Genomic DNA, 22,393 nt, shown 5'->3' with positions numbered 1-22,393 from the left:
AACTGCGCAGTGATCAATTCCTAAGTGGAAGGATGAGTGTGCACCATGGCGGGAGCCCGCTGTCGGGCAGCGTGGTGGCGACGTGGCGCCATCCCATGCGTTCGTACATTTGATGAGCTTTGAGGCCGGGTAGGGTGCTGAGCATTGCGTATTGCTCGGGTCGGTCCCGTAGTAGTTCGTCGAGCAGCGCTCGTCCTATGCCTCGTCTGCGCCAGGACTGGCATACGTTCAGCTCGACGACGGCGAATTTGGTCGCGGCGAGGATGTCGTCCGGTGGTGCCGTGTCGCCCTCGAACCATCGTCCCGGGGCGATGGGGCGACCGTAGGCGAATCCGACCATCTCGGTGTCTGCGTAGGCGGCGACGAGAGCGATCTCGGGGTCGTTGGCCTGCTGGCTGAAGCGGGATACGAATGCCGGGCGTTGCCATCTGGGGTCGGAGTCGTAGGGCGGTTCGGCTCGGGCGTCGGCGTACACGTCCGCGATTTCGCCGATCAGGCGGGCGGCGGTGATGACGTTGTGGTGGCGCAGTTCAATGCCGCTGGGGCGGCTAGTCATGCGGTGACCTTGCGGATGGAAGCGCAAGCATCTCGTAGAGCCCGGTCACCGACGACCGATCGCGTTCTCCGGCGGGGACAGTGTTGAGGACCCGGTGCCCAACTTGCATCACCAACGCCGTGCGTTGCGAGGTGGGGAGTGCTCCGATGGTGTGCTGGGCGTGCAGGCTGCCGTCGTCGAGGTGGCCGTCGGCGATCAGGCACATGGCTTGATGGAGTTGGACCAGCGCTCGCGCCCGCTGTTCTGTGGGTGGGTACAGCGCTAGCGCCTGCCGTTGAGCACGGCGTGCCTCGTCGCTGTCGCCGATGTGGCTGTAGACGTAGCTTTCGGCGTGCCGGAGGCAGTGTTCCGGCCAGCCGTAGACGGTCACCTGATCGTCGACGACGCTTGCGGGCATTTGCTCCAAGGCCGGCTCGATCATCCGGATGACGGTCTTGGCCTCATCGGCTCGTCCCATCGCGGCCAGGGCCTGGGCCTTTCCGGCCAGTGCCTTGCCCCGGTAGTAAGTGCCGCTGATCGCGAGCGCCTCATCGGCCAAGTCGATCGCCGCCTGCGGTGAGCGGTGGCTGTAGAGAGCGCGGATGGCCTGCTCGCCGCGGATCCACACGCGGGTGAGCGGGTCTTCGGACGCGTCGGCGGCCTGCCTAGCTGTACGCCACCAGCGCCGCGCCGCCCGGAGTTGACCGAGGTTGGTCAGGCTCATCGCCATCAGGCCGGCCAACTGGGCACTGACGCGGGAGAGTTCCTGACGGTGGACGTCGTCGTCCTCGTCTTGGAGGCGCTGCTGGACATCAACGACATCGGCGGCGATGTCGGCGACCAACACGTCGGGCGCCGTGGTCAGGTACGCGCGTCCGTACTCCCAGGCGACCTCGGCCCATTCGTCGACATCATGTTCAGCTCCCGGGCTGGTGGAGACTGAACGTGCGAGGCCATCGCGGATGGTTTCAAGTGCTGCTGCCGTGCCAGCCGTGCCGGCCGCAAGGGCGGCCAGCGCATGTTGCAGCAGCAGACGGCGCTCCATGCTTCCTTCCACTTCCCCCGCCTGGCGAGTGCGCCCTGTACGGCGCGACTCCTCCTCGATCACCTCCCCGAGCGTAACGAGCAAACCGCCGGCCTCGACTGCGGCGTCGAGCGCCTTGTTGATCGACGGGTTGGGCAACCGCTTGCCCGACTTGATCAGATAGAGGTACGACGAGTCGCATCGCGCGGCAGCGGCGAGACTGGCGGCCGTTACGCCTTTCTGCCGCCAGAAATGATCCAGTGCCGCGCCGTACAGGCGCTTGAGCGGATCCGGCCGCTGCTCCACTGTCGATCTCCTCGAAGTCCAAATGGCCGCGACAGCCGACAGCAATTGCTGTCGAAAGGTGTCAGGCCGTCACGTCTGTCCTATCGCAAGCGTACCGGCAATGCTGGTGCCCAGATAGACGCCGTAAGCGCTGCCGTACCAACGGACGCATATCCGCGAACAGGTCTATTGGCGCCCGACATAGCGCCTGCCGCCCTGCGGAAAGAAGCAAATTGTACGGCTACGCAAATGCGCTGAAAGGAGATTGCGGGTGGTCGCCTCCCTGCGCTCGCGATGGCTGGGCCAGCAGATGCGGGACCTGCGCGACGACCGAGGCTTGACGTTGCGGTACGTGGCAGTGCAGGTCGGCTTCGAGTACGCGGATGTGAAGGCATTCGAGCACGGTGAGCGGGTTCTGCATCATGCGCAGGTGACAGCGCTGCTGGACGCGTATGGCGTGTACGAGCAGCGCGTGCGGGACCGGCTGCTGTCGCTGGCTCGCGACGCGTTCCGGTTGTCGCGGTGGGAGGACGACTTCTACGCCCCGGATCTGGACGTGTCCATGTTGGACAACCTGTGGTTGGAGTCGATCGCCGAGCGGGTCAGCTGCTACGGCGCGACGTTGGTGCCGGATCTACTACGGGTGTCCGGTTACGTGGAAGCGGTGGTTCATCGCGACTTCGGCCCGGCTGTCGTGGAGGAGCAGGTGCGTTGGTGGGTGCGCGCGATCCGGGACCGCCAGGAGCGCTTTGACGGCGAGCCGGCCGGTCTGCGCGTGGTGGTCACCGAATCGGTGCTGCATCGCCCGGTCGGCGGTAACGGCGACGCCGCGCGCCTTCAGCTTGCACATCTGGGCAAGGCGGCCGACCGCGGGCAGATGCGGGTACTGCCATCACGGGCAGCCTATGTGTCAGGCATGGATGCCTCGTTCACCGTTTTCGGGCTACCCCAGCCGTATCCACGGACCGTGGCCTCCACGAGCCACGTCCACGATGCGGCTGTCCACGAGGGACAGGCGGCCCAGTCTTACGCGAGCGTCTTCGACAAGCTCTGGGCCGCAGCGCTGCCGGCATCCGAATCGGCCGCGTTGATTACCGAATTGATGTGAAAGGAAGGAGGCACGAAGGTGCCGACGAAGCGAGAACAGTTCGTGCAGACCGTGCGCGCCCAGTTCCTGGGGGAGCGAATGCGAGCGTTGCGCGAGGAACGCGGGTTGACGTTGAAGTACGTCGCCGAGTATCTGGGGGTCGAGTTTTCCACGCTGGCCCGGTATGAGCGGGCGGAATGGCCCTTCCGGCGCGAGCACGTGTCCGCGCTGCTGGACGTGTACGGCGTGCACGACCAGGCGAAGCGGACCCAACTCGTGGACCTGGCGCAGGAGGCATGGCGTATCAGCCAGTGGCAACAGGTATACGGCGCCTACGACCCGGTTGACGATGCCGAAGGGACGGTGATCGACCCGTGGTGGTTGCAGTGTAGGGCTGAGGAGCTGTGCATCTACGCCGCCGCCCTGGTGCCAGATCTGGTACAGACCCGCGAGTACGCCGACACAGCTGTGCGCGCGGTGGAGAAGGACGGGTTGCGGGCAGACAACGTGGTGCGGCAGGTGATCGCCCGGCAGCAAGTGTTGGAGGACAAGAAGCCCCCGACCCGATTGACGATCGTGGTGGAGGAGCCGGTGCTGTCGCGGCCGGTCGGCGGCCGGCTGGTGTTGCAGCAGCAACTCGAGCACCTGACCCGCATGGTCGAGCGGCCGCACGTAAACGTCCGCGTCTTACCCACACAGGTGGGCTGGCATCCCGGCGTCAACGGAGCATTCCTTCTTTGCCGAATGGCCCGGCCGTACCCGCCGGTCGCGGTGGTGGAGCACCTCGGGGGCCGCCTGATCCTAGAAGCAGATGCCGCCGACCGGTATGCGGCGGCGTTCGACAAGCTCACCGAAGTCGCTCTGGACCCGGCCCGATCCGCAGAGATGATCGGCCAAGCTGCCGCCAAGCTCGCCGGCTCCCGTTCCGCCCAGCCGACCGATGAGCTGGCCGGGCAGGGGGTGGCGGCATGATGCCGGTGAACTCGGACGCTGCGAAGGCGGCGGTGACGGTCGCAGCGCAGCGGATCGCCGCGTACGCAGACAAGCACGCCATCGTGATCGAGCCGTCCCAATGCGAGGAGTTGGCCGAGAGCCTGATGCACCTCTATCAGGCGTTCTTCACCGGGCTGGCCCAAGTTGCGGGGCAGCCGTACGCCGCCCCTACCGCGTCGACAGCATAGCCGCAGACGGATCTACCGGGGTCTGCCACACTCCAGGTTGGTGGGAGCCAGCCTTGTTGGACGCGGCAGGCCCCGCCATCCTCAATGATCTCGAAGGGTTGGGAGCGTGGGCGACGGATGGGGCCTACACGTTCATGGTTCACCTGCTTGCTGCCGTTGTCGGTAGTTCGGCGGTGATCCTTGGGGGCGCCGTAAACGCCGGCCGAGGCGTTGTGCATGGCCTCGATGAAGGGCAGCTCCGATGGGAGCTGCGACCAGCAGGTCTTCCAGGTTCCTCCGAGTACCGTCGCGGCGCCTCGATGAAGGCAACTCCGATGGGAGCTGCGACGTGAATGCGCCGGCTTCTACGACGACGTGACCGCGCAGACGCCTCGATGAAGGGCAGCTCTGCTGGGAGCTGCGACAGACGCCCGTGACGGTGCAGATCGCCTGCGGCCGGCCTCGATCGATGAAGGGCAGCTTTGCTGGGAGCTGCGACCACCCCGATTGGGGTGTGCCGCGGATCCGCCAGACAGCCTCGATGATGGGCAGCTCCGCTGGGAGCTGCGACTCGACCTGATGACCGGGACCGCGCTGACCACGGCGAAGGCGCCTCGATAGGGCAGCTCCGCTGGGAGCTGCGACGGGGGCCGAATACCGGCCCGTGCGCATCCCCAACGCGCCTCGATGAAGGGCAGCTCCGCTGGGAGCTGCAACTCGGATACCGGATCACCAACGACCCGGTCTTCGTCCAGCCTCGATGAAGGGCAGCTCCGCTGGGAGCTGCAACGCGGCACGGGTCCACAGTGGCCACGCTGCGCGCGGCGCCTCGATGAAGGGCAGCTCCGCTGGGAGCTGCAACGTTGGAACCGGTCACCGGCGGCCTTCCGGCCTCGCGCCTCGATGAAGGGCAGCTCCGCTGGGAGCTGCGACCGAGCTGCTGCGCGCGTGGCGGGCGTGGTGGCGGCCGCCTCGATGAAGGGCAGCTCCGCTGGGAGCTGCGACTCTACGATCGTGCTGTACCCAATCCTGACGCCATACGCCTCGATGAAGGGCAGCTCCGCTGGGAGCTGTGACTTCAGCGGCGGTGGAAGTGCCCGCACTGCTCTCGTTCCCGCCTCGATGAAGGGCAGCTCCGCTGGGAGCTGCGACCTGGTCCAGCAGCCAGCCGCCGGCCGCCGCGCTCGCGCCTCGATGAAGGGCAGCTCCGCTGGGAGCTGCGACACGGCCACAAACGGTGGGAGAGGTCAGAGAACTAGCCTCGATGAAGGGCAGCTCCGCTGGGAGCTGCGACTTCATCGGGCCGAAGCGCTGCGGGGCCGCAGACGCCGTGCCTCGATGAAGGGCAGCTCCGCTGGGAGCTGCGACCGTCCACACAGGAGAGCCGTCGACCTTCGCCAGGCGGCCTCGATGAAGGGCAGCTCCGCTGGGAGCTGCGACCTGCACCACGGGCGCTGGAAGCGTCAGGGCGATCCACGCCTCGATGAAGGGCAGCTCCGCTGGGAGCTGCGACCGTGTCGTGGGATCGGCTGGAGGTGCCCTGATGGCCTGGCCTCGATGAAGGGCAGCTCCGCTGGGAGCTGCGACCGCGATGCCGACCTACATGGACGACCCGGGCGGGGACGGGCCTCGATGAAGGGCAGCTCCGCTGGGAGCTGCGACAGCACGTCGCAGCGCGGCCAGCCGGGCCGCAGGTGGGCCTCGATGAAGGGCAGCTCCGCTGGGAGCTGCGACCTCGGCCCCTGACGATCCGCGGCGAACTGCGCAACGCTGCCTCGATGAAGGGCAGCTCCGCTGGGAGCTGCGACCTCATGTCTTCGCCGGACGTCTACGATCGTGCTGCCTCGATGAAGGGCAGCTCCGCTGGGAGCTGCGACCTGACGGTGCGAGAGGCGCTCACCGCGGAGCTGGGCCTCGATGAAGGGCAGCTCCGCTGGGAGCTGCGACATTGAAATTGACGGAGATCCGTCACCGGAAATCCGTGTGCCTCGATGAAGGGCAGCTCCGCTGGGAGCTGCGACCTGCTCCGCCGGGCAGGCCAGCCGCGACGACGTTTCGGGGGCCTCGATGAAGGGCAGCTCCGCTGGGAGCTGCGACCGGACTGCTCGGCTTCCCGCTCCATCCGGTCGAGGATCGCGCCTCGATGAAGGGCAGCTCCGCTGGGAGCTGCGACGCTGTTCGAGCGTCTGCCCGCGCCCGACGAAGGAAACGCCTCGATGAAGGGCAGCTCCGCTGGGAGCTGCGACTAGTCGGTCGTGATGTCCGAGCCGTCGTAGTTGCCTCGATGAAGGGCAGCTCCGCTGGGAGCTGCGACCTTCGACATCTTCGGCGACATCCTGCTGCCGGACATGCCGGAGCCTCGATGAAGGGCAGCTCCGCTGGGAGCTGCGACCAGCGTGCGCAATCTCGCGGTGCTCGCCGATCTCCGACACGCCTCGATGAAGGGCAGCTCCGCTGGGAGCTGCGACGCGGATCGGCCCCCGGGTCACTCCCGAGGGCCGATAGAAGCCTCGATGAAGGGCAGCTCCGCTGGGAGCTGCGACAGGGCAGCCAGGGCACGACGGGCACCCCGGGCAGCCTCGATGAAGGGCAGCTCCGCTGGGAGCTGCGACCGGCCGACACCCGCACCATCTTCACCGTCGCCGGCGGCCAGGCCTCGATGAAGGGCAGCTCCGCTGGGAGCTGCGACCCATCTGCACGAGCACGCACGAGGGCGCGACCTCGCCTCGATGAAGGGCAGCTCCGCTGGGAGCTGCGACCAGTCGATCAGCCGACAGTGATCACGTGAACCCGAGGAGCCTCGATGAAGGGCAGCTCCGCTGGGAGCTGCGACCCTTAGTGGACGATGAGCGGGAATCCCTTGCTGTGCCTCGATGAAGGGCAGCTCCGCTGGGAGCTGCGACCGTCGAAATGCCGCCTCCGTACGCCCAACCGAGCCTCGATGAAGGGCAGCTCCGCTGGGAGCTGCGACTGTCTGTTTTTCCCCGTATGGGTACCCTTGGACACCCCCGCCTCGATGAAGGGCAGCTCCGCTGGGAGCTGCGACCCACGAACGACACGATGGCCGCGGCGGCGAGTCGGGGCCTCGATGAAGGGCAGCTCCGCTGGGAGCTGCGACCGCAGTACCCCGGCGCCCCCGCCGGCTACCCGGCGCCGCCTCGATGAAGGGCAGCTCCGCTGGGAGCTGCGACCCTGGGCTGATCGGGGATATGACCGTGACTGCCACGCCTCGATGAAGGGCAGCTCCGCTGGGAGCTGCGACGACGCCGGCCGGCGCCAACGCATCGAGAACTTCCGCCTCGATGAAGGGCAGCTCCGCTGGGAGCTGCGACTGTTGAAGGTCGCAAACTCGGCCGGCTCTACCGGCGTCACGCCTCGATGAAGGGCAGCTCCGCTGGGAGCTGCGACGGGAAGGTGCTCGTCGTCCTGGGCGTGGCCGTGGTCGGGCCTCGATGAAGGGCAGCTCCGCTGGGAGCTGCGACGCGGACGCGATGAAAAACGCGGCCTCCGACACCGTGCCTCGATGAAGGGCAGCTCCGCTGGGAGCTGCGACGCCGCCCCCGCCGCCGCCTGGCCGCACGCCGCGCGCGCCTCGATGAAGGGCAGCTCCGCTGGGAGCTGCGACGGCTGTTCCAGGCCGACTGCACGGGCACCGCACGCCTCGATGAAGGGCAGCTCCGCTGGGAGCTGCGACCTTGCGGCCGTGCCCGTGGCTGGAGTGGGACTCGTGACGCCTCGATGAAGGGCAGCTCCGCTGGGAGCTGCGACAGGGCCGAAATTCTAGCCACCTTGAGCAGCGCCCAAGCCGGTCGGTTGCGAAGGGTGCGTTCTCCATGATCGGGTGGCGTCGCCGGGAACTGCGACTGTGGTGTGCCGCAGGGTGCGGTAGCTGGATAAACGCCTCCGCGACAGGTGCGCGCTTGAGTGCGGGACGACGGAGGCTTCGCCGATGATCTAGAGGATCGTGGCGAGTGATCGGTGATCGAACGGCGGCAGCCGATCAAGTCGCAAGATCGCGTTCTTGATCCCGGGATCCTGTCCTGCGTCGACCGAGTGTACCCGGAATAACCCCGTTGATCGGCCAGCAAGTGGTGCCGGACAGTGCCGACTCGTCCCCGACCGGGCGATTGCCGCCCTACTGGCGGCCCACCAAAATGAGCGCCGTCATCTCATGTTAGGTGTGCCGGTGGCCTTTTCTCTTTCAGAGATTCCGACTGATCGGGTGGTATGGATAAAGTGCTTCCGCCCGAACGATCTCGACCTGGCGGTAGCGAATGCGCCGCTCAATACTCCGGCCGTCCTCGTCCAACAGGTGACACGGTCCCGGAGCCAGAACGCGACGGTCGCCTCCACTCTGGACGAGATGGAGGTGGCCGCCGGTCAACTTTTCCCGGCTTGGCTGCCGGGGTGGAAGGCATCGTGACGTCGGCCGGTGCCGCGGTGACTGCCGTCCGGGCGGTCGCTTTTGCTCATGCCGCCGAAACCGCCCAGTACGGTCCTTTTCTCGCCGACCTGGCGATCGGTGCTCTGGCCAGGCGGGGGCCGCGAACGCGACGGCACCCGCCCGAGGTACGCGTGCTCGGGCTGGCGCGGGTACTCGCGGCCAGCTTCGGGCGGCCGGCCTGTGCGTTGCTCCTGCAGGCACCCGACGATCTCGACGAGAGTGAAGCGCTCGCCCTGGTGCGGGCGGCGCAATGGCTGGTCGACTGTGGTCGGCTCGCGGTGTGGATCTGCGGTGAATCCCTGCCGGCCATCGACTGGTTGTCGGAGATTGCTGTGGCTCGGCCTGGACGGGAGACCGTGGTCGCGGGATCCGCGCCGGCGGTTTCCAGCGTCCGACCCCGAGAGCCGATCGACGAGAATCCGCGGCCGCGTCGGGAGCGATCGGCTCGCAGGTCACAGCGTCATATCGTCGTCGGCAAGCCGCATCCCACTAGCCGCGCCGAGGTGGTGCTTGAAGCCGTCCTCGCCGATCGGGCGTGGGCGGCCGGCCGGGCCTGGAATCACACCATCCGGCCGGGCCCGTTGGTTAACCCCGTCCGCGTCGACCTGCTGTGGAAAAGGGAGCGGTGCATCGTCGAAATCGACGGCGATGATCATCGGGCGGCAGGGAAATACGCCGAAGATCGTCACCGTGACGTGATGCTCCAACTCAACGGGTATGCCGTGCTCCGCTTCACCAACACGCAGGTGCTCGACGACATCGAGAACGTGCTCGCACTTCTTCAGCAGTTTCTCGCCAACCGTAGGCGGGCCGGGAAAGGAAACTGACGTGCCGAACGAACACCTGACATCGGTCGAGGCGGCCGCGCTCTTCATTCTCATGGCCGAGGCGGGGCCGGTTCCCAATGTGAGTTTGACTCGTGACCATGGGTGCCAGTTGAAGAAGGGGTCGCGGGAAAAGCTGGAGCGGTTGAAGTTGATAGAGGTAGAGCGCGCCTCGGGCCGGCTCGTACTGGCGTTGGGAGACAAGGGATGGGCGCACTGCGCCACCCAGCTTGACGTCGGGGCGGCGCCACCTCGTTCAGGTGCCGCCGGTGGCGCTCTGTACGCGGTGCTCCGGCGGTTGGGTCGCTTCCTCGCGGCCCAGCGGTCCAGCCTCGCCGAGTTCGTCGCCATGTCGAACCCTCCCGTCGCGACCGGCTTGCCATCTCGCGAACGGGCCCCGGCCGAGCAGAATGTCGAGGAGCGCGTGCGCGCGGCCTACCGGATGATCGCCCACCGTGCCGGTGACCTGGTGAACCTCGCCGACCTGCGTGACGTGATCGGCGACCTCGTCCCGGCCGACGTTGACGCGGCGCTGCGCCGGCTCAACCGCCGGCGGGGCGTGACCCTCCTGCCCGAGGCCAACCAGAAGACGCTCGACGCGCGTACTCGGGCCGCGGCGGTGGTGATCGGTGATCAGCCCAAGCACTCGATCTCGATGGGGGTCTCGTGACCGAGACGATGCTGAAGGCGCTCGCGCACCTCCAGTTCAACTACGCGCCGACCAGGAACGACGTCTGGCACCCCCCACGGTTCCATGTCGATGGCCTGCATACGGACGTTCTCACGACCGTCCTCGACGGCTTGGCCGCGGCCGAACGTAGTCCGGACGCCAGCCCCATCGGCGTCGCGGTGAAGGGCCAGCGGGGTGCCGGGAAGACCCATCTGCTCAGCCGGGTCCGTGAGTTAACCCAACTCCGGGGAGGTTACTTCTTTCTGGTCAACCTGCTCGACGCCGACGCGTTCTGGCGCAGTGCCTCGGTGTCGATGGTTGACGGCCTGCACCAGCCGGTCGATGGCGACGGTACGACGCAGCTGCACGTGTTCCTGCAACGCCTTACCGACGCGCTCGACCTTCCCGTGGTTACCCGGATGGCGGTCGCTGGTCGGGCACCGATGACACCAGAGCGGCTGGACGCGTTCGCCGCGGCCCTGGGCGGCATGAGCCGCCAGATCGGGATCGGATGCCGGGACACCGCCCGTGCCCTGGCCCTGCTCGCCGGTCCCGACCAGCGAGTGCAGGACGTCGCGATGTCGTATTTGCTCGCTGCGGACGAGGCGGAAGCCGGCGAACGGACCGCGTGGGGCATCGGGCCGACCCGCAGGTTGGCGCAGGAACTCGTCTCCGACGTGTCCCGACTCCTCGCGCTCACCGGGCCCTCGGTCATCGCGGTAGACCAGGTCGACGGCCTCATCGCTCAGGTGGCAAAACGAAGCTTCAGCGCTGCTACGCCCACCGAGACCGATACAGAGGACTGGCGCGCGGCGGTCCGGCTCGACCAGGTCGCCGGCGGCCTGATGGAGCTGCGTGAGATGACCTGGCGCACGGTGACCGTTCTCGCTCTGCTGCCCGTGTCGTGGGCGGTGATCAAGAGCAACGCGGTTGACACCGTGCAGGACCGGTTTCGCGAGACAGCCACGCTCGAGTCGATCCCGGACGCCGGCGTCGGCAGGTCGCTGATCGAGCGCCGACTCGCTGCGCACTACGACGAGGTCGGGTTCGTGCCGCCGTACCCGACTTGGCCAGTGCGGCCCGAGGCGTTCGCCGACGCCGCCGACTTCACGCCGCGACAGCTGCTCATCAACGTCGAACGACACATCCGCTCGTGCGTACTCAACGGCGAGCTCACCGAGATGACGACGCTCGCGGCCGCAGCCGAGACAGCGGCGCCGGTGCCAGCGCAGGCCGACCGCTCGTCGCTACGGCTGCTGGACGAGCGGTACGCGGCGCTGCGGGAACACGCACAGGTGGCCAGGTTGCTCGACCCGGAGAACGAGGATACGGAGGTGCCGTCCCTGCTCGCGTCCGCCCTGAACGCGTGGATCAGGGAGGGTACGGACGCCGACTTCGACCAGGACACGATCCCGGTCCGCAAGCCCGCGCTGCATGCACGGCTGCGGCGGACGCTGGACGAGCGGAATGGGGACGAGGCCCATTGGGCTTTCCGGGCTATTGCCGCGCAGCATTACAACGCTGAGCTGGCCCGCCTGCGCAACGCCTGCGTGGCTGCCGGCCTGGCCCACGGGGTCGCCCAGCGGCGGCTTTTCGTACTGCGCAACGACGAGTGGTCGGAGAGTCCCAAGCGGCGCAAGGCGGTGGAGGAGTTCGTCGCGGTCGGCGGGCGGACGCTGCCGCTCGGCGAGAACGACCTGCGCAGCCTTGTCGCGCTACGGACGTTGCTCGCCGAGGAACCGGACGATCTCCAAGCCTGGCTGGCCGATCGGCGCCCGGCCTCGCGGATCGCACTGCTGGCGACCGCGCTGGCTGATGCCGGACGCGAGCCAGCCGCTGAGAGCGTCCAACCTGGCGCGGGAGTGACGCCGGTCGACGTGGAGACGCCCCTTCGGGCCGACTGGGTTGATGCCGTGACCGCCGGCGTGGACACCGAACCGACTGCCGCGGCGGACGCTGACCCGTCTGTCACGCAGGTCGAGGTGACTCTGGAACCAGCCGGCGTTGATACCGGGAGCGTTGCGGTGGCCACACCGGCTGGGGCGTACATCCAGGTGGGTATCGAATTCGACCGGGACGACCCCATCCACGTGGAGCTCGCCGCGCTGCGCAAGCACACGGCGATCTTCGCCGGGTCGGGATCGGGCAAGACAGTCCTCATCCGACGGCTGGTCGAGGAGTGCGCGCTGCTGGGCGTCTCCGCGATCGTCCTCGATCCCAACAACGACCTCGCCCGCCTCGGCGACGCTTGGCCGGACGCGCCACATGCGTGGAGCGACGCCGACGCGCAGGCGGCGACCGACTACCTCGACTCGACGGAGGTCGTGGTCTGGACGCCGGGGCGGGAGGGCGGAAGGCCGCTGACCTTCCAGCCGCTGCCCGACTTCAGCGGCGTGCGCGACGACCCTGACGAGTTCACCCAGGCGGTCGACAGCGCAGTCGACGCGTTAGCCCCGCGCGCCCAGGTGGCCGCCAACACGGCCAAGTCCCTGCGTGGCCAGGCGGTGTTGCGGCAGGCATTGCGGTACCACGGCCGGCACGGCGGGGCGGCGACCCTCAGCGGCCTGATCGAGCTGCTGCGGGACTTGCCCGACGGGGTGAGCGAGCTGATCGGCGCTGCGGCGATCGCCGCCGACCTGGCGGAGAATCTGGAGGCTGCCCGGATCAACGACCCGCTCTTCGGTGGCACCGGCGAGTCGGCCGACCCGGGCACGCTGCTGACGCCGGCACCGGGCAAGCGCGCCCGCGTGTCGGTCATCAGCTTCGTCGGACTGCCGGGCGAGGAGAAGCGGCAGGGCTTCGTCAACCAACTCCAGATGGCCCTCTTCTCTTGGATCAAGCGCAACCCGGCCCTCGACCGGCCACTGGGCGGCCTGCTGGTGATGGACGAGGCGCAGACGCTGGCGCCGTCCGGCCCGGTCACGGCCTGCACGCGCAGCACGTTGATGCTCGCGTCCCAGGCGCGCAAGTACGGCCTCGGCCTGGTCTTCGCCACCCAGGCGCCCAAAGGCTTGCACAGCCAACTACCCGGCAACGCGGCGACGCAGTTCTTCGGGCTTCTCAACGCGCCGGTGCACATCGAGGCGGCCCGCGAGATGGCTCGCTTCAAGGGCGGCGACGTACCGGACATCTCTCGCCTGAGGAGCGGGCAGTTCTATGTGGCGGTCGAGGGTCAGCCGTTCCGCAAGGCGCGGACCCCGCTGTGCCTCAGCCACCACCCCGCGAGCCCACTATCCCCTGAGGACGTCGTCGCCCGCGCCCGCCGCTCGCCTTCCGCCGCTTCCGGCAGCCCAGCTACATCACCTTTGGGAGGAGGCGCGGCTGTCACATCGAACGCGACGTAGGTGAAATCTGAGCCTCAACGAAGGGTGCCTCCCTTGCCGGTCACCCTAGCAATCAAAGCGGCAAGGACCACGGTGTCCCTCGAACGAGGGATTGTTCCGTCCAAGGCGCCGCATTGGCTACTTGCGCCCCATCTAACTACATAGGACGGTCATGTGGGGCGGCGGTTTCGGCTGACCCCGATGCCCGAACCCGCGTTGTCCGAAATGGAGAGTTGGCTTATGCGTTCGTTGGATCTTGCTGTCCTGCTTGCCGCTGGGTCGCCGGGCGGGTCCAGTTGCCTTGCGTCGACGACGTCGCTGGAGCCGGCCGGTGGGCGGCATACGTCGGTCGCTCCGGCCAAGTTCGCCGAGCGAGGCAAGAAGGGTGGCGTGTACGCGTACGAGCAGCGTTACCTCGGTGACGAGAGCCGCTACGCGGTCGTCATCGACTCCAAGCAGTCACAGCTCAACCGGGCTGAGCAGGCATTGGCTCAGGCCGTCGAGGACGGGCACCCGTTGCTGTCCCGTGTGCCGCACGTGCAGGTCACGTACGAGCGTGACGGCATGGTCGAACGCTACTACGACCTCACGCTGCCACACCGCGTGTTCGACGGGCACATCCGCGCCGGCATGATCGACGGGCAGCCGACCACGCAGACGGCGGCGTACCGCGCCGTCCGGGACGCGACCCCGGCCAACGCGCGGGCGTTGCTGGAGACGAGCCCGGTGACGCTGGTCTTCGGGGGCTGGGACTCGAGCCGGCGCAGCCGGCAGGGTCGCTGGCGTAGCGCGCTGGTCGGGGAGATCGTCGGCTTCGTCTCGGCGAGCCGTGACGGGACGGGTGTGCTGACCGAGCCCAAGCCTGGGATGCGCGGCGGCGCGCGGGTCGACCCGGTTGGTATGCAGATCAACCTTGGCAAGAAGGTGATGGCCGAGACGGCCGAACGGCAGCGGGCGGAGCTGAGTCCAGGCAACTATGACGGTATCGTCAAGGTGGCGAACGGGATCAAGCCCGGCGACGCGAAGTCGGCGTCCGCGCTCGGTCTAGGTGGAATCCCGCCGACGTTGGACCAGTTGGCCGGCGTCGCCTGCGACACCATCATCCGTACGCACGTACTGTCCTTCGCCACGCTGCGCCAGATGCGGTTCGGGGCCGGTGTCGAGGGCGACGCGGCGTGCCGGGCGTTGCTGGCCGCGCTGGCGCTCAACGCGCTCGCCCGGTCTGACGCCGAGCTCTACTTGCGGGCCAATTGCGACCTGGTCGAGGCGGAGGTGCCGATGGTCCGGCTCGACCAGCGGGGCGGCGAGTTCCTCGACGTCGAGCCGCTCTCCATCGACGCGGCCGACCTGCTGCTGAGCGAGGCGCTCGCGCACGCCGAGAAGGTCGCCGACGTCACGTGGTCGGGCCTGGCATTGCGGGTCACCGGCAACCCGGACATTGTCTCCGGCGCGGTCGACACGGATGCGGAAGAGAAGTGAGCTTCGCGATCGTCGCCGAGCCCCTTCTTGGTGTCTACAAGGGACACATAGGCGACGGCCAGCCCGACCCGCTGCCGTCACCGGCCCGGCTGCACGCCGCCCTGCTCTGCGCGGCGGCGCAGGGCGTCCGGGCGGTCGCCGAGGCCGATGGGCTGCGGCCATGTGACGCCGACCGCGACGCGTTGCGCTGGCTGGAGGCGAACCCGCCGGACGGCATCGCCGTGCCGCAGACTCTGCGCAACGGCGGTGCCGCGACGGCATACCGGAAAGAGGGTTTGGTCGTCAAAGAGGGCCGCAACCCACTCTCGGACAAGCTGATCGGCAAGCCGGCGGTTCGTGGTGTCGCGGTGACCGGACGGTTCGCCTGGACGTGGGAGCAGAGCCCGCCCGAGCCGGTCGCTGCCGCGCTGGCCGAGTTGTGTCCCGAAGTGCCGTATCTCGGGACCAGCGAGTCGCCGGTGCTGCTCTCGGTGGTCGATGCCGAGCCGACCCACCGCCTCGACCGGGAGGCCGACCTATTCACCGGCGACGGCCTGGACCTCGCGGTGGCCGTCACCGGCCGGGTCGATGCGCTGGAGGCGGCGCACCGGGCGGCCTCTTCGCCGCCGCCGCTGAAGGCCGACGCGCACCGGTCGAGCGAGCGGACCGAGCCGCCCCCGGTGGCGACGGCAAGCCTGACTATCGGCCGGTATTCCCAGCCCCAGCCGCCACCTTCGCCGACTCCATGGGCGTCCGCGCTGCTTTTTCCGCTGGAGCGGCCGATCCCGCCGGAGTCGCGGGTGCGGTGCGCGGTCGCCGTGCATCGCACGCTCATCGCGCTGGTCGGTGACGGTGCGCCCGCGATCCTGACCGGCGTCTACGAAGCAGGGGTGCCACGCCCCGCCAACCGGTGCGCGATCCAGTTCCTTGGACCCGGTGCTCCGGCCGTCGGCGGTGCGGCGGCGGTGCTGTTGCTGTTACCGCGGGAGGCGAGCGACGTCGACCTCGCCCTGATCCGGATCGCGGCGCCACGGCTGCGGGTCGTCCGGGTCGCTTCCGGCCCGTTCTCTGTCGGTGTGCCGGTGGAGGTCCCGGCCGACCGGTTCTGGCCGGAGCCGGCCGCGGGGACTGAGCGTTGGTGGCAGACCGATCCAGTCGCCGTGCCCGACACCCGGCCGCCGCGCGGCGGCCGCTGGTCTCTGGCCGACGCCGCGGCGTTGTCGGTCGCGTTGGTCTGGCGGCAGGAGATCTCGGCACTGGGTCGGGGTGACGCACGATATCGAGCCTTGGCCGAAGCTGCCGCCGGCCGCGGGGTTCGGGTCCAGTCCGCGGTACGGGTGATGGACGGCGACGTCGGCCGCTACGTGCACCGAGTGCACCCAGACACGCTGATCCAGCCGTACCGGGCCATCCTGGGCCTTGGCGACCTAACCGGTCCCCGGACGATCGCCGCCATCGGGCAGAGCCGGCACCTCGGCGGCGGCCTGCTCGTGCCCGTGGACCTGCCCGCCGACATCGCGCGGAGGATGGTCCGATGAGCCTCGACCGCACCGACTTCGGCGCCTTCTTCGGTGAGGTCCATGATGGACATACGCCGTTCCGGTGGCAGGAGCGGCTTCTTGACCACCTCCTCCACACCGGACGGTGGCCGGACCAGCTCGTCGCGCCCACCGGAGCGGGCAAGACCAGCGTCATCGACGTACATGTGTTCGCGGTGGCGCTGATGGCGTCCGGTCACCCGGTCCGGGTCCCGCGCCGGCTGGCGCTCGTCGTCGACCGCCGCGCCCTCGTCGACGACCAGCACGAGCACGCGAAGTCTGTCGCGGAACGCCTGACGGATGCCCGCGATGGTGACGGCGTACTCACCCGGATGGCCGAGGCGCTCAGCTTGCTGCGCCGGCAGAGCCGGAGGCCGGTCGACCCGCTGCTGTGGACGCCATTGCTGCGTGGCGGGGCGCCCCCGTCGCGGGAGTGGCTGGATGACCCGGTCGGTTGCGCTGTGCTCTGCGCGACGCCCGACATGTGGGGCTCGCGCCTGCTGCTGTCTGGCTACGGGTCGCGGGCACAGGCGCGGCCCCGTGAGGCGGGCCTGCTCGCGTATGACACGGTCGCCGTCGTCGACGAGGCACACCTCTCTCGGCAGTTGGTCACCACGGCGCGCCGCGTCGCCGAGCTGGCCGCGGTCGCGGAGGAGCCACTCGACGTCCCAGTCCTTCAGGTCGTCGAGACCACCGCCACGCCCACCGCTGACGCCGGTGTAGCGGTCGGTGTCGAACCGGACGACCTGGAGGTGGACGAACCGTTGCGACAACGGCTGACCACGCCGAAGCCGGTTACCCTGCTGCCGCTCGCGTCCTGGCCGCTCCCACCCGGCGGCCCGGCCCGGAAGGCAGGCGTCACAGCGCTGGCGGACGAGGCGGTACGGCTGCGTGAGGCATACGGCCCGACGGTCGGGTGCTTCGTCAACACGGTCGCTGTCGCCGCCGACGTCGCCGCCGAGTTGCGCGCGCGTGGCATGAAGATCGAACTGGTCTGCGGGCGGGTGCGCCCACACGACGTGATCCGTCTGAAGCCGCCACGGTCGGGTCTGCTCAGCATCGCCGGCGACGCCACGGTCGACGTGCTGGTGGCCACCCAGAGCCTTGAGGTCGGCGTCGACCTCGACCTGGCCGCCATGGTGACGGAGCTGGCACCCGGTGGGGCCATCGCCCAGCGGGCCGGCCGTGTCAACCGGCTCGGGCGGCGTACAACGGCCATCTCCGTGGTGGTGCCGGCGGCCGACCTTCCCGCCGGGGACCGGCTCGGGCCGTACCGTCGTGAAGACCTGGCGGCGGCCCATGCGTGGCTGGCGGAGCGGCAGTCCGATCCGCACGGCCTGGCGCCGTGGGCGCTGTGCGAGGACCGGCCGCCGGTCCCGACACCGAGCCGCGAGCTGTTCCAGCGACTGGAGCTGGCCGAGGCATGGCATCTGGCCCGCACCAGCGACGACCTGGCCGCCCCGCAGGAGGACCTCGACCTGTGGCTCTCCGACGACCTCGACGAGGAGGACCACGAGTTCGGCCTCGTCGTACGGCACGCGCTGCCGGAGGATCCGGGCGACGCCGTACGGCTGATCGAGGCACTGCCGCCCCGCGGATACGAGGTGTTCCCGGTCTCGATCCGCCATGCGGCGACGATCCGGGCGCGCCTGAAGCCGGATCCGGGCGCGCTGCTGCTCCGGCCCGGCGAGTCACCGTGCCCCTTGGGCGACGAACGGCTGCGGCCGGGCGACCAGGTGGTCGTGGACGACACCGCGGAGCTGTTCCGTGCCAAGGTCTTCACGCCGGACGGCAACGAGCGGGTCGACGACGTGCTGGACGCGCTCGACAGACCGGGTCCGGGTGAGGTCGTGCTCCGGATCGAGGGCGAGACCGCCGGGCATCGCCGGCTCCTCGGCGCCGTGGCCGCCGCGACCGACAACGCGGATGACCCCGACCCGGTCGCGATCGCCCGGCTGCTCCGTGAACACCAAGAGGAGCTGACGCCGCGGCCGATGGTGCTTGCAGCGGCTGACCTGCTCGACCGACCGGAGAACGAGCCGGCCGGAGCCGAGGCGAGGTTGGTTTGGCGCGATCAGGACGACGACGAGCGGGACCTGCTCCGGCTGATAGTGGTCGACCTTCGCCAGGCGTTCGCGGACGCGGAACTTCGGCAGACGTGGACCCCGTACCGCAGGCGTGTCACGCTTCGGCGGCATGCCGAAGCCGTAGCGGAACGGGCCAAGCTGGTCGCCACCCGGCTTGGCCTCGGCGCGGAACTGGTAGAGACGTTCCGCCTCGCCGGACTTCACCACGACGACGGCAAAGTGGACGAACGGTTTCAGCGTTCGTTGCATGCCGACCCTGCCCTCGGGGAGCCACTGGCGAAGAGCGGGGTGCGGGACGCACGGATGATCCGGCGGCTCCGCACGGCCTCCGGCCTGCCGACCCGCTGGCGGCACGAGCAGCTCTCCGTCGTACGCGCCTGGCCCGAACTGTCCACACTGGACCAAAATTGTCGGGATCTGGCGGCTCGGCTGATCGGCACGAGCCACGGGCACGGCCGGCACGGCTTCCCGCACACGGGCGAGCAGTTGGTCGACGGCGCCGACGACGTCACCACCGCGCTCTTCGACGAGGGTCTGTGGGACGAACTGATCGAACGTACACACGCCCGTTGGGGTGTGTGGGGCTGCGCCTACCTGGAGGCGTTGCTGCGCGCCGCCGACGGCCAAGTCTCCGCGGAGGGATCATGACCAACTTCGTACTGGCGACCGCCGAACCGAAGACGATGCTTTCGCACATGGCGCTGTACGGCCTCGCGGCGATCGTCGAAGACAGTGGACTCGACGACGTCCGGCTGTTCTGGACCGGCGGCATGGAGTCCCGACCGGTGCTCACGGCGCCGCGGGCCACGCCGGAGACGATCGGCGAAATCGTACGCGCACACGCGGCCCAGCGCGCCACCCCGGACAGTTGGCCGAGCCGGGCAGTCAGCGACGGCGAGCCGCGAGCGCTGATGAGCCCTCGACTCAGCGTCATCCCCAGCAGCGAAGGCTGGAGCTCGCTCCAGGACCGCCGACGCGACGTGCTCGACCGGCTGACCCGGTCGCGGGCGCTGCTCGACCTGCGGCTGCTCGCCGCGCTCGGCGAACCGAGCTATTGGAGCCTCAACCGTAAGGGCGAGCGGTTCCAGGACGACGGCGCCAGCCGACTGGAGATGCAGCCCCGCAACCAGGGCTCCGAGTTTGTGGGCAACCGGATACGCCCACTGGCCGCGGCGGTCGCCGCCCGGACCGCCGCGGCGGTCAGCGACGGACTGCTCGGCCGCAGCTGCCGCGACGAGATCGGCAAGGACGCCGCAACCAGCCGCACGCCCACCGGTTTCGCCTCGCCAGGGCCGACCGACAACGCACTCGCGTGGTGTGCCCTGTGGGGCATCTCGCAGTTCCCCATCGCGCAGCGGATTCGCATCCGTGTACGTGGCGGCCGCGAGGGCTTTGCCATCACGACCGGCCATATTGGACAGGGCACGGCCGGACATTGCTACGTGCCTATCTGGTATGGGCGCTGGCGTACGGCTCGGCTGCGCTCCATCGTCGCGAGTAGACAGCTCCGCGAGTTCGCTGCGACCGGCCTGCCTTCGGAAGAGGTTGGACCCATTGACCCGACCGCCTGCCAGTGGTTGGCGATTCGGGGCGTCGGCGCGGTAGTGCGGTTCACAGTGGAGCGGTTCGGCAGTGACAGCGCACCCGAACGCCGCGCCGCGCTCGGCGAAATCGTCAAGACCGGTCGCCGCTGATGCCCGAGACCCTAGGTGAAGGGCGCGACCTGATTCCCATCAGCCTGGTGGCACATCAGGCGTTCTGTCCTCGCCGGGCCTGGCTGGAGGCGATGGGGGAGACGACCGACACGCACCAGGTGGCGGTCGGCACCGAGGCCCACGCGCCGGCCGACGACCCGACCGGGTCACGGTCCCAGCGCTACCGCGCAGTCGACGTGATCAGCCACGACCTCGGCGTGATCGGACGCTGCGACACCGTCGAACTCGATGAGAGCGCCGCGATGACGGTCGTCGAGCACAAGGCCACGCCGGTCCGCCGGCGGCCCGAAGTCACCGAACCGATGCGGGTCCAGGTCGCGCTCCTGTCCGGTGCCCTGGCCGACATGGGATACCCGGTGACGGGGCAGGCGATCTACTTCATCAATCACCGCACCCGGGTCGACGTTCCCCTCTCCGAAGAGGACAAGGCGTTCGCGCGGGAGACAGTCGCGGCCACCGCCCGCACCCTCGCCGCGGAGGAAGCGCCGCCCCCGCTCGAAGACGATCGGCGCTGCTCCCGCTGCTCGCACATCACCGTCTGCCTTCCCGACGAACGCCCGCTCGCACCGGTAACCCGCCGGATCGTTGTAGCCGACCCGGACACGCAGGTACTGCACCTGACCACCCCAGGCTCCCGCGCGTACGTCACCCGCGGACGGATCGAAGTCAGCAAGAGCGGCGAGAAGCTCGGCACCTTCCCAATCGAACGCGTGCAGGGCGTCGTGGTGCACGGCAATGTCGACCTCTCCAGCGGCCTCATCCGGGAACTGTTGTGGCGCAGCTTGTCCGTCGTCTGGTGCACCAGCACAGGCCGAGTCACCGGATGGGCCAGGGCGGCCCAGGGGCCCAACGGCGGGCCGCGACTGCTTCAACACCTCGCATCCCACAGCGGGCGCATCGACCTGGCCCGACAGTTCGTGTCCGCCAAGGTCGCCAACCAGGCGACGCTGCTGCGCCGACATGGTGACACCCCACTTGTGGTCGCACGGCTGCGGGAGCTCCAGCGGGAGGCGCTCGAGGCACCATCACTGGCGGACCTCTTCGGTATCGAAGGCGATGCCGCGGCACGCTACTTCGAGTCCTTCCTCACCATGCTCAGGCCCAGAGTCGTAGCGGCCGAAGAGCTGACCTTCTCCGTACGGACGAGACGCCCCGCCCGCGACCCGATCAACGCGGCGCTGAACCTCTGCTACGGCCTGCTGACCGCGGACGCCCTACGAGCCGTCGTCGCCTGCGGTCTCGACCCCCACGCCGGCTTCCTACACAGCAGCGGACGCAACAAGCCAGCACTGGCGCTGGACCTGGTCGAGGAGTTCCGCGCGCCGGTCGCCGATTCAGTCGTCATCAACGCCTTCAACAACGGCGAGGTCCGCGCCCGAGACTTCTCGACCGTGCTCGGAAGCACCCGTATCGGCGAGCGTGCACGCAAAGCACTGATCGCCGGCTACGAACGCCGGGTCACCGGCACCTTCCGACACCCCATATTCGGGTACGACGTGACGTGGCGACGCGCGATGGAGATTCAGGCACGACTGGTCCTTGGAGTGGTCGACGGGACGCAGCCCCAATACCAGGGCATCAAAGTCCGATGAGCCTGGACGACGTACGGCGCTACCTCATCGCCTACGACATCTCGGACGACGTCCGGAGAACGAACGTAGCCAAGAAGCTCGAATCGTACGGCGACCGCGTCCAGTACAGCGTCTTCATCGTGGACACCTGCCCAGCCAAGCTCCTGCGGCTTCGTACCCAGCTCATCGACCTGATCGACCAGGGCACGGATTCGATCCTGTTCTGCAACCTGGGTACTCTGCGCGACAACCAAAGCCGAACGCTCGACGTAATCGGCCGCAGCCGCACCATCACCGACCACGGGCCAGCAATCCTCTAGACCATCGGCGAAGCCTCCGTCATCCCGCATCCAAGCGTGCACCTGTCGCGCGGGTGTTTGTCCAGCCAGCGCGCCCTGCAGGACGCCGCACTGGCAGTCGTGATGGCGCTATCCGATCATGGGAAACAGACCCTTCGCAGCAGACCGGCTGGGACCCTGCTCAAGACGGCTAGGATCTTGACCCTGCCGCAGCTCCCACCGGAGCTGCCCTTCATTGAGGCAGCAGCGGCGCTACGCGCCGGGGGTTCCGGCCCCGGGCCGCAGCTCCCACCGGAGCTGCCCTTCATTGAGGCGGTGTCCGCCATGTTCTCCGACGTGGACCCGGGCGGCCGCAGCTCCCACCGGAGCTGCC

Annotated in this window: 14 protein-coding genes and 2 CRISPR repeat arrays (1 of these 16 only partly in view); of the genes, 12 read left to right on the top strand and 2 right to left on the bottom strand. The window is 68.8% G+C overall.

The window, feature by feature from the left end:
• Positions 1–13: 13 nt before the first annotated feature.
• Complete coding sequence (locus Prum_RS05635) at positions 14–556, bottom strand: GNAT family N-acetyltransferase (RefSeq protein ID WP_173074554.1); 543 nt, start codon at positions 554–556, stop codon at positions 14–16.
• Positions 549–1,865 carry an NsdA family TPR-like regulatory protein gene (locus tag Prum_RS05630; protein WP_173074552.1) on the bottom strand — a complete coding sequence of 439 codons (1,317 nt, stop codon included), beginning with the start codon at positions 1,863–1,865 and terminating at the stop codon, positions 549–551. Before Prum_RS05630 ends, Prum_RS05635 begins: the two co-directional genes overlap by 8 nt.
• A gap of 250 nt (positions 1,866–2,115) precedes the next feature.
• Between Prum_RS05630 and Prum_RS05625 the strand changes: the two genes are divergently transcribed.
• The 12 genes from Prum_RS05625 to cas2 all read left to right on the top strand — a co-directional run bounded on the left by Prum_RS05625 (position 2,116) and on the right by cas2 (position 22,041).
• Positions 2,116–2,952 (top strand): helix-turn-helix domain-containing protein, encoded by an 837-nt coding sequence (locus Prum_RS05625; RefSeq protein ID WP_173074550.1) that lies wholly within the window; start codon positions 2,116–2,118, stop codon positions 2,950–2,952.
• A gap of 18 nt (positions 2,953–2,970) precedes the next feature.
• Positions 2,971–3,903, top strand: coding sequence for a helix-turn-helix domain-containing protein (locus Prum_RS05620; RefSeq protein WP_173074548.1), 933 nt, complete (start codon positions 2,971–2,973; stop codon positions 3,901–3,903).
• Between the two features lie 5 nt (positions 3,904–3,908).
• Positions 3,909–4,112 (top strand): hypothetical protein, encoded by a 204-nt coding sequence (locus tag Prum_RS05615; protein WP_173074547.1) that lies wholly within the window; start codon positions 3,909–3,911, stop codon positions 4,110–4,112.
• Positions 4,113–4,480: 368 nt separating this feature from the next.
• A CRISPR array of direct repeats spans positions 4,481–7,859; the repeat unit is 36 nt; unit sequence GCCTCGATGAAGGGCAGCTCCGCTGGGAGCTGCGAC.
• A 639-nt stretch (positions 7,860–8,498) separates the two neighbouring features.
• Complete coding sequence (locus Prum_RS05610; RefSeq protein ID WP_173074545.1) at positions 8,499–9,362, top strand: endonuclease domain-containing protein; 864 nt, start codon at positions 8,499–8,501, stop codon at positions 9,360–9,362.
• 1 nt (position 9,363) lies between these two features.
• Positions 9,364–10,029, top strand: a complete 666-nt coding sequence (locus tag Prum_RS05605; protein ID WP_218577078.1) for a hypothetical protein — start codon at positions 9,364–9,366, stop codon at positions 10,027–10,029.
• A complete protein-coding gene (locus Prum_RS05600; RefSeq protein WP_308785333.1) occupies positions 10,026–13,373 on the top strand; it encodes a helicase HerA domain-containing protein in 3,348 nt (1,115 codons plus the stop codon). The genes Prum_RS05605 and Prum_RS05600 overlap by 4 nt, the downstream gene beginning before the upstream one ends.
• 219 nt (positions 13,374–13,592) lie before the next feature.
• A complete protein-coding gene (gene cas7g / locus Prum_RS05595; RefSeq protein WP_173074543.1) occupies positions 13,593–14,831 on the top strand; it encodes a type I-G CRISPR-associated RAMP protein Csb1/Cas7g in 1,239 nt (412 codons plus the stop codon).
• Positions 14,828–16,348, top strand: coding sequence for a type I-G CRISPR-associated protein Csb2 (csb2, locus tag Prum_RS05590; RefSeq protein WP_173074541.1), 1,521 nt, complete (start codon positions 14,828–14,830; stop codon positions 16,346–16,348). The genes cas7g and csb2 overlap by 4 nt, the downstream gene beginning before the upstream one ends.
• Complete coding sequence (gene cas3g / locus Prum_RS05585; protein WP_173074539.1) at positions 16,345–19,083, top strand: type I-G CRISPR-associated helicase/endonuclease Cas3g; 2,739 nt, start codon at positions 16,345–16,347, stop codon at positions 19,081–19,083. The genes csb2 and cas3g overlap by 4 nt, the downstream gene beginning before the upstream one ends.
• Positions 19,080–20,129, top strand: coding sequence for a hypothetical protein (locus Prum_RS05580; RefSeq protein WP_173074537.1), 1,050 nt, complete (start codon positions 19,080–19,082; stop codon positions 20,127–20,129). Before cas3g ends, Prum_RS05580 begins: the two co-directional genes overlap by 4 nt.
• Entirely contained in the window at positions 20,129–21,742 is a 1,614-nt protein-coding gene (gene cas1, locus Prum_RS05575) for a CRISPR-associated endonuclease Cas1 (protein WP_173074535.1), read from the top strand. Before Prum_RS05580 ends, cas1 begins: the two co-directional genes overlap by 1 nt.
• Positions 21,739–22,041: a CRISPR-associated endonuclease Cas2 gene (cas2, locus tag Prum_RS05570; RefSeq protein WP_173074533.1), complete on the top strand. Its 303-nt coding sequence runs from the start codon at positions 21,739–21,741 to the stop codon at positions 22,039–22,041. The genes cas1 and cas2 overlap by 4 nt, the downstream gene beginning before the upstream one ends.
• Positions 22,042–22,226: 185 nt before the next feature.
• Positions 22,227–22,393: a CRISPR direct-repeat array (repeat unit 36 nt; unit sequence GCCGCAGCTCCCACCGGAGCTGCCCTTCATTGAGGC); it runs 8,068 nt beyond the window's last position.

The organism is Phytohabitans rumicis (genome assembly GCF_011764445.1).
Lineage (GTDB): Bacteria > Actinomycetota > Actinomycetes > Mycobacteriales > Micromonosporaceae > Phytohabitans > Phytohabitans rumicis.
The sequence above is the reverse complement of the archived record's forward strand: the minus strand, read 5'-3'. Positions and strand labels throughout refer to the sequence as shown.

Bases quoted from the DNA above. Each gene is read 5' to 3' on its own strand.
- Prum_RS05635 (WP_173074554.1), bottom strand. From the start codon at position 556: ATGACTAGCCGCCCCAGCGGCATTGAACTGCGCCACCACAACGTCATC.
- cas7g (WP_173074543.1), top strand. From the start codon at position 13,593: ATGCGTTCGTTGGATCTTGCTGTCCTGCTTGCCGCTGGGTCGCCGGGC.
- cas3g (WP_173074539.1), top strand. From the start codon at position 16,345: ATGAGCCTCGACCGCACCGACTTCGGCGCCTTCTTCGGTGAGGTCCAT.
- Prum_RS05580 (WP_173074537.1), top strand. From the start codon at position 19,080: ATGACCAACTTCGTACTGGCGACCGCCGAACCGAAGACGATGCTTTCG.
- cas1 (WP_173074535.1), top strand. From the start codon at position 20,129: ATGCCCGAGACCCTAGGTGAAGGGCGCGACCTGATTCCCATCAGCCTG.
- cas2 (WP_173074533.1), top strand. From the start codon at position 21,739: ATGAGCCTGGACGACGTACGGCGCTACCTCATCGCCTACGACATCTCG.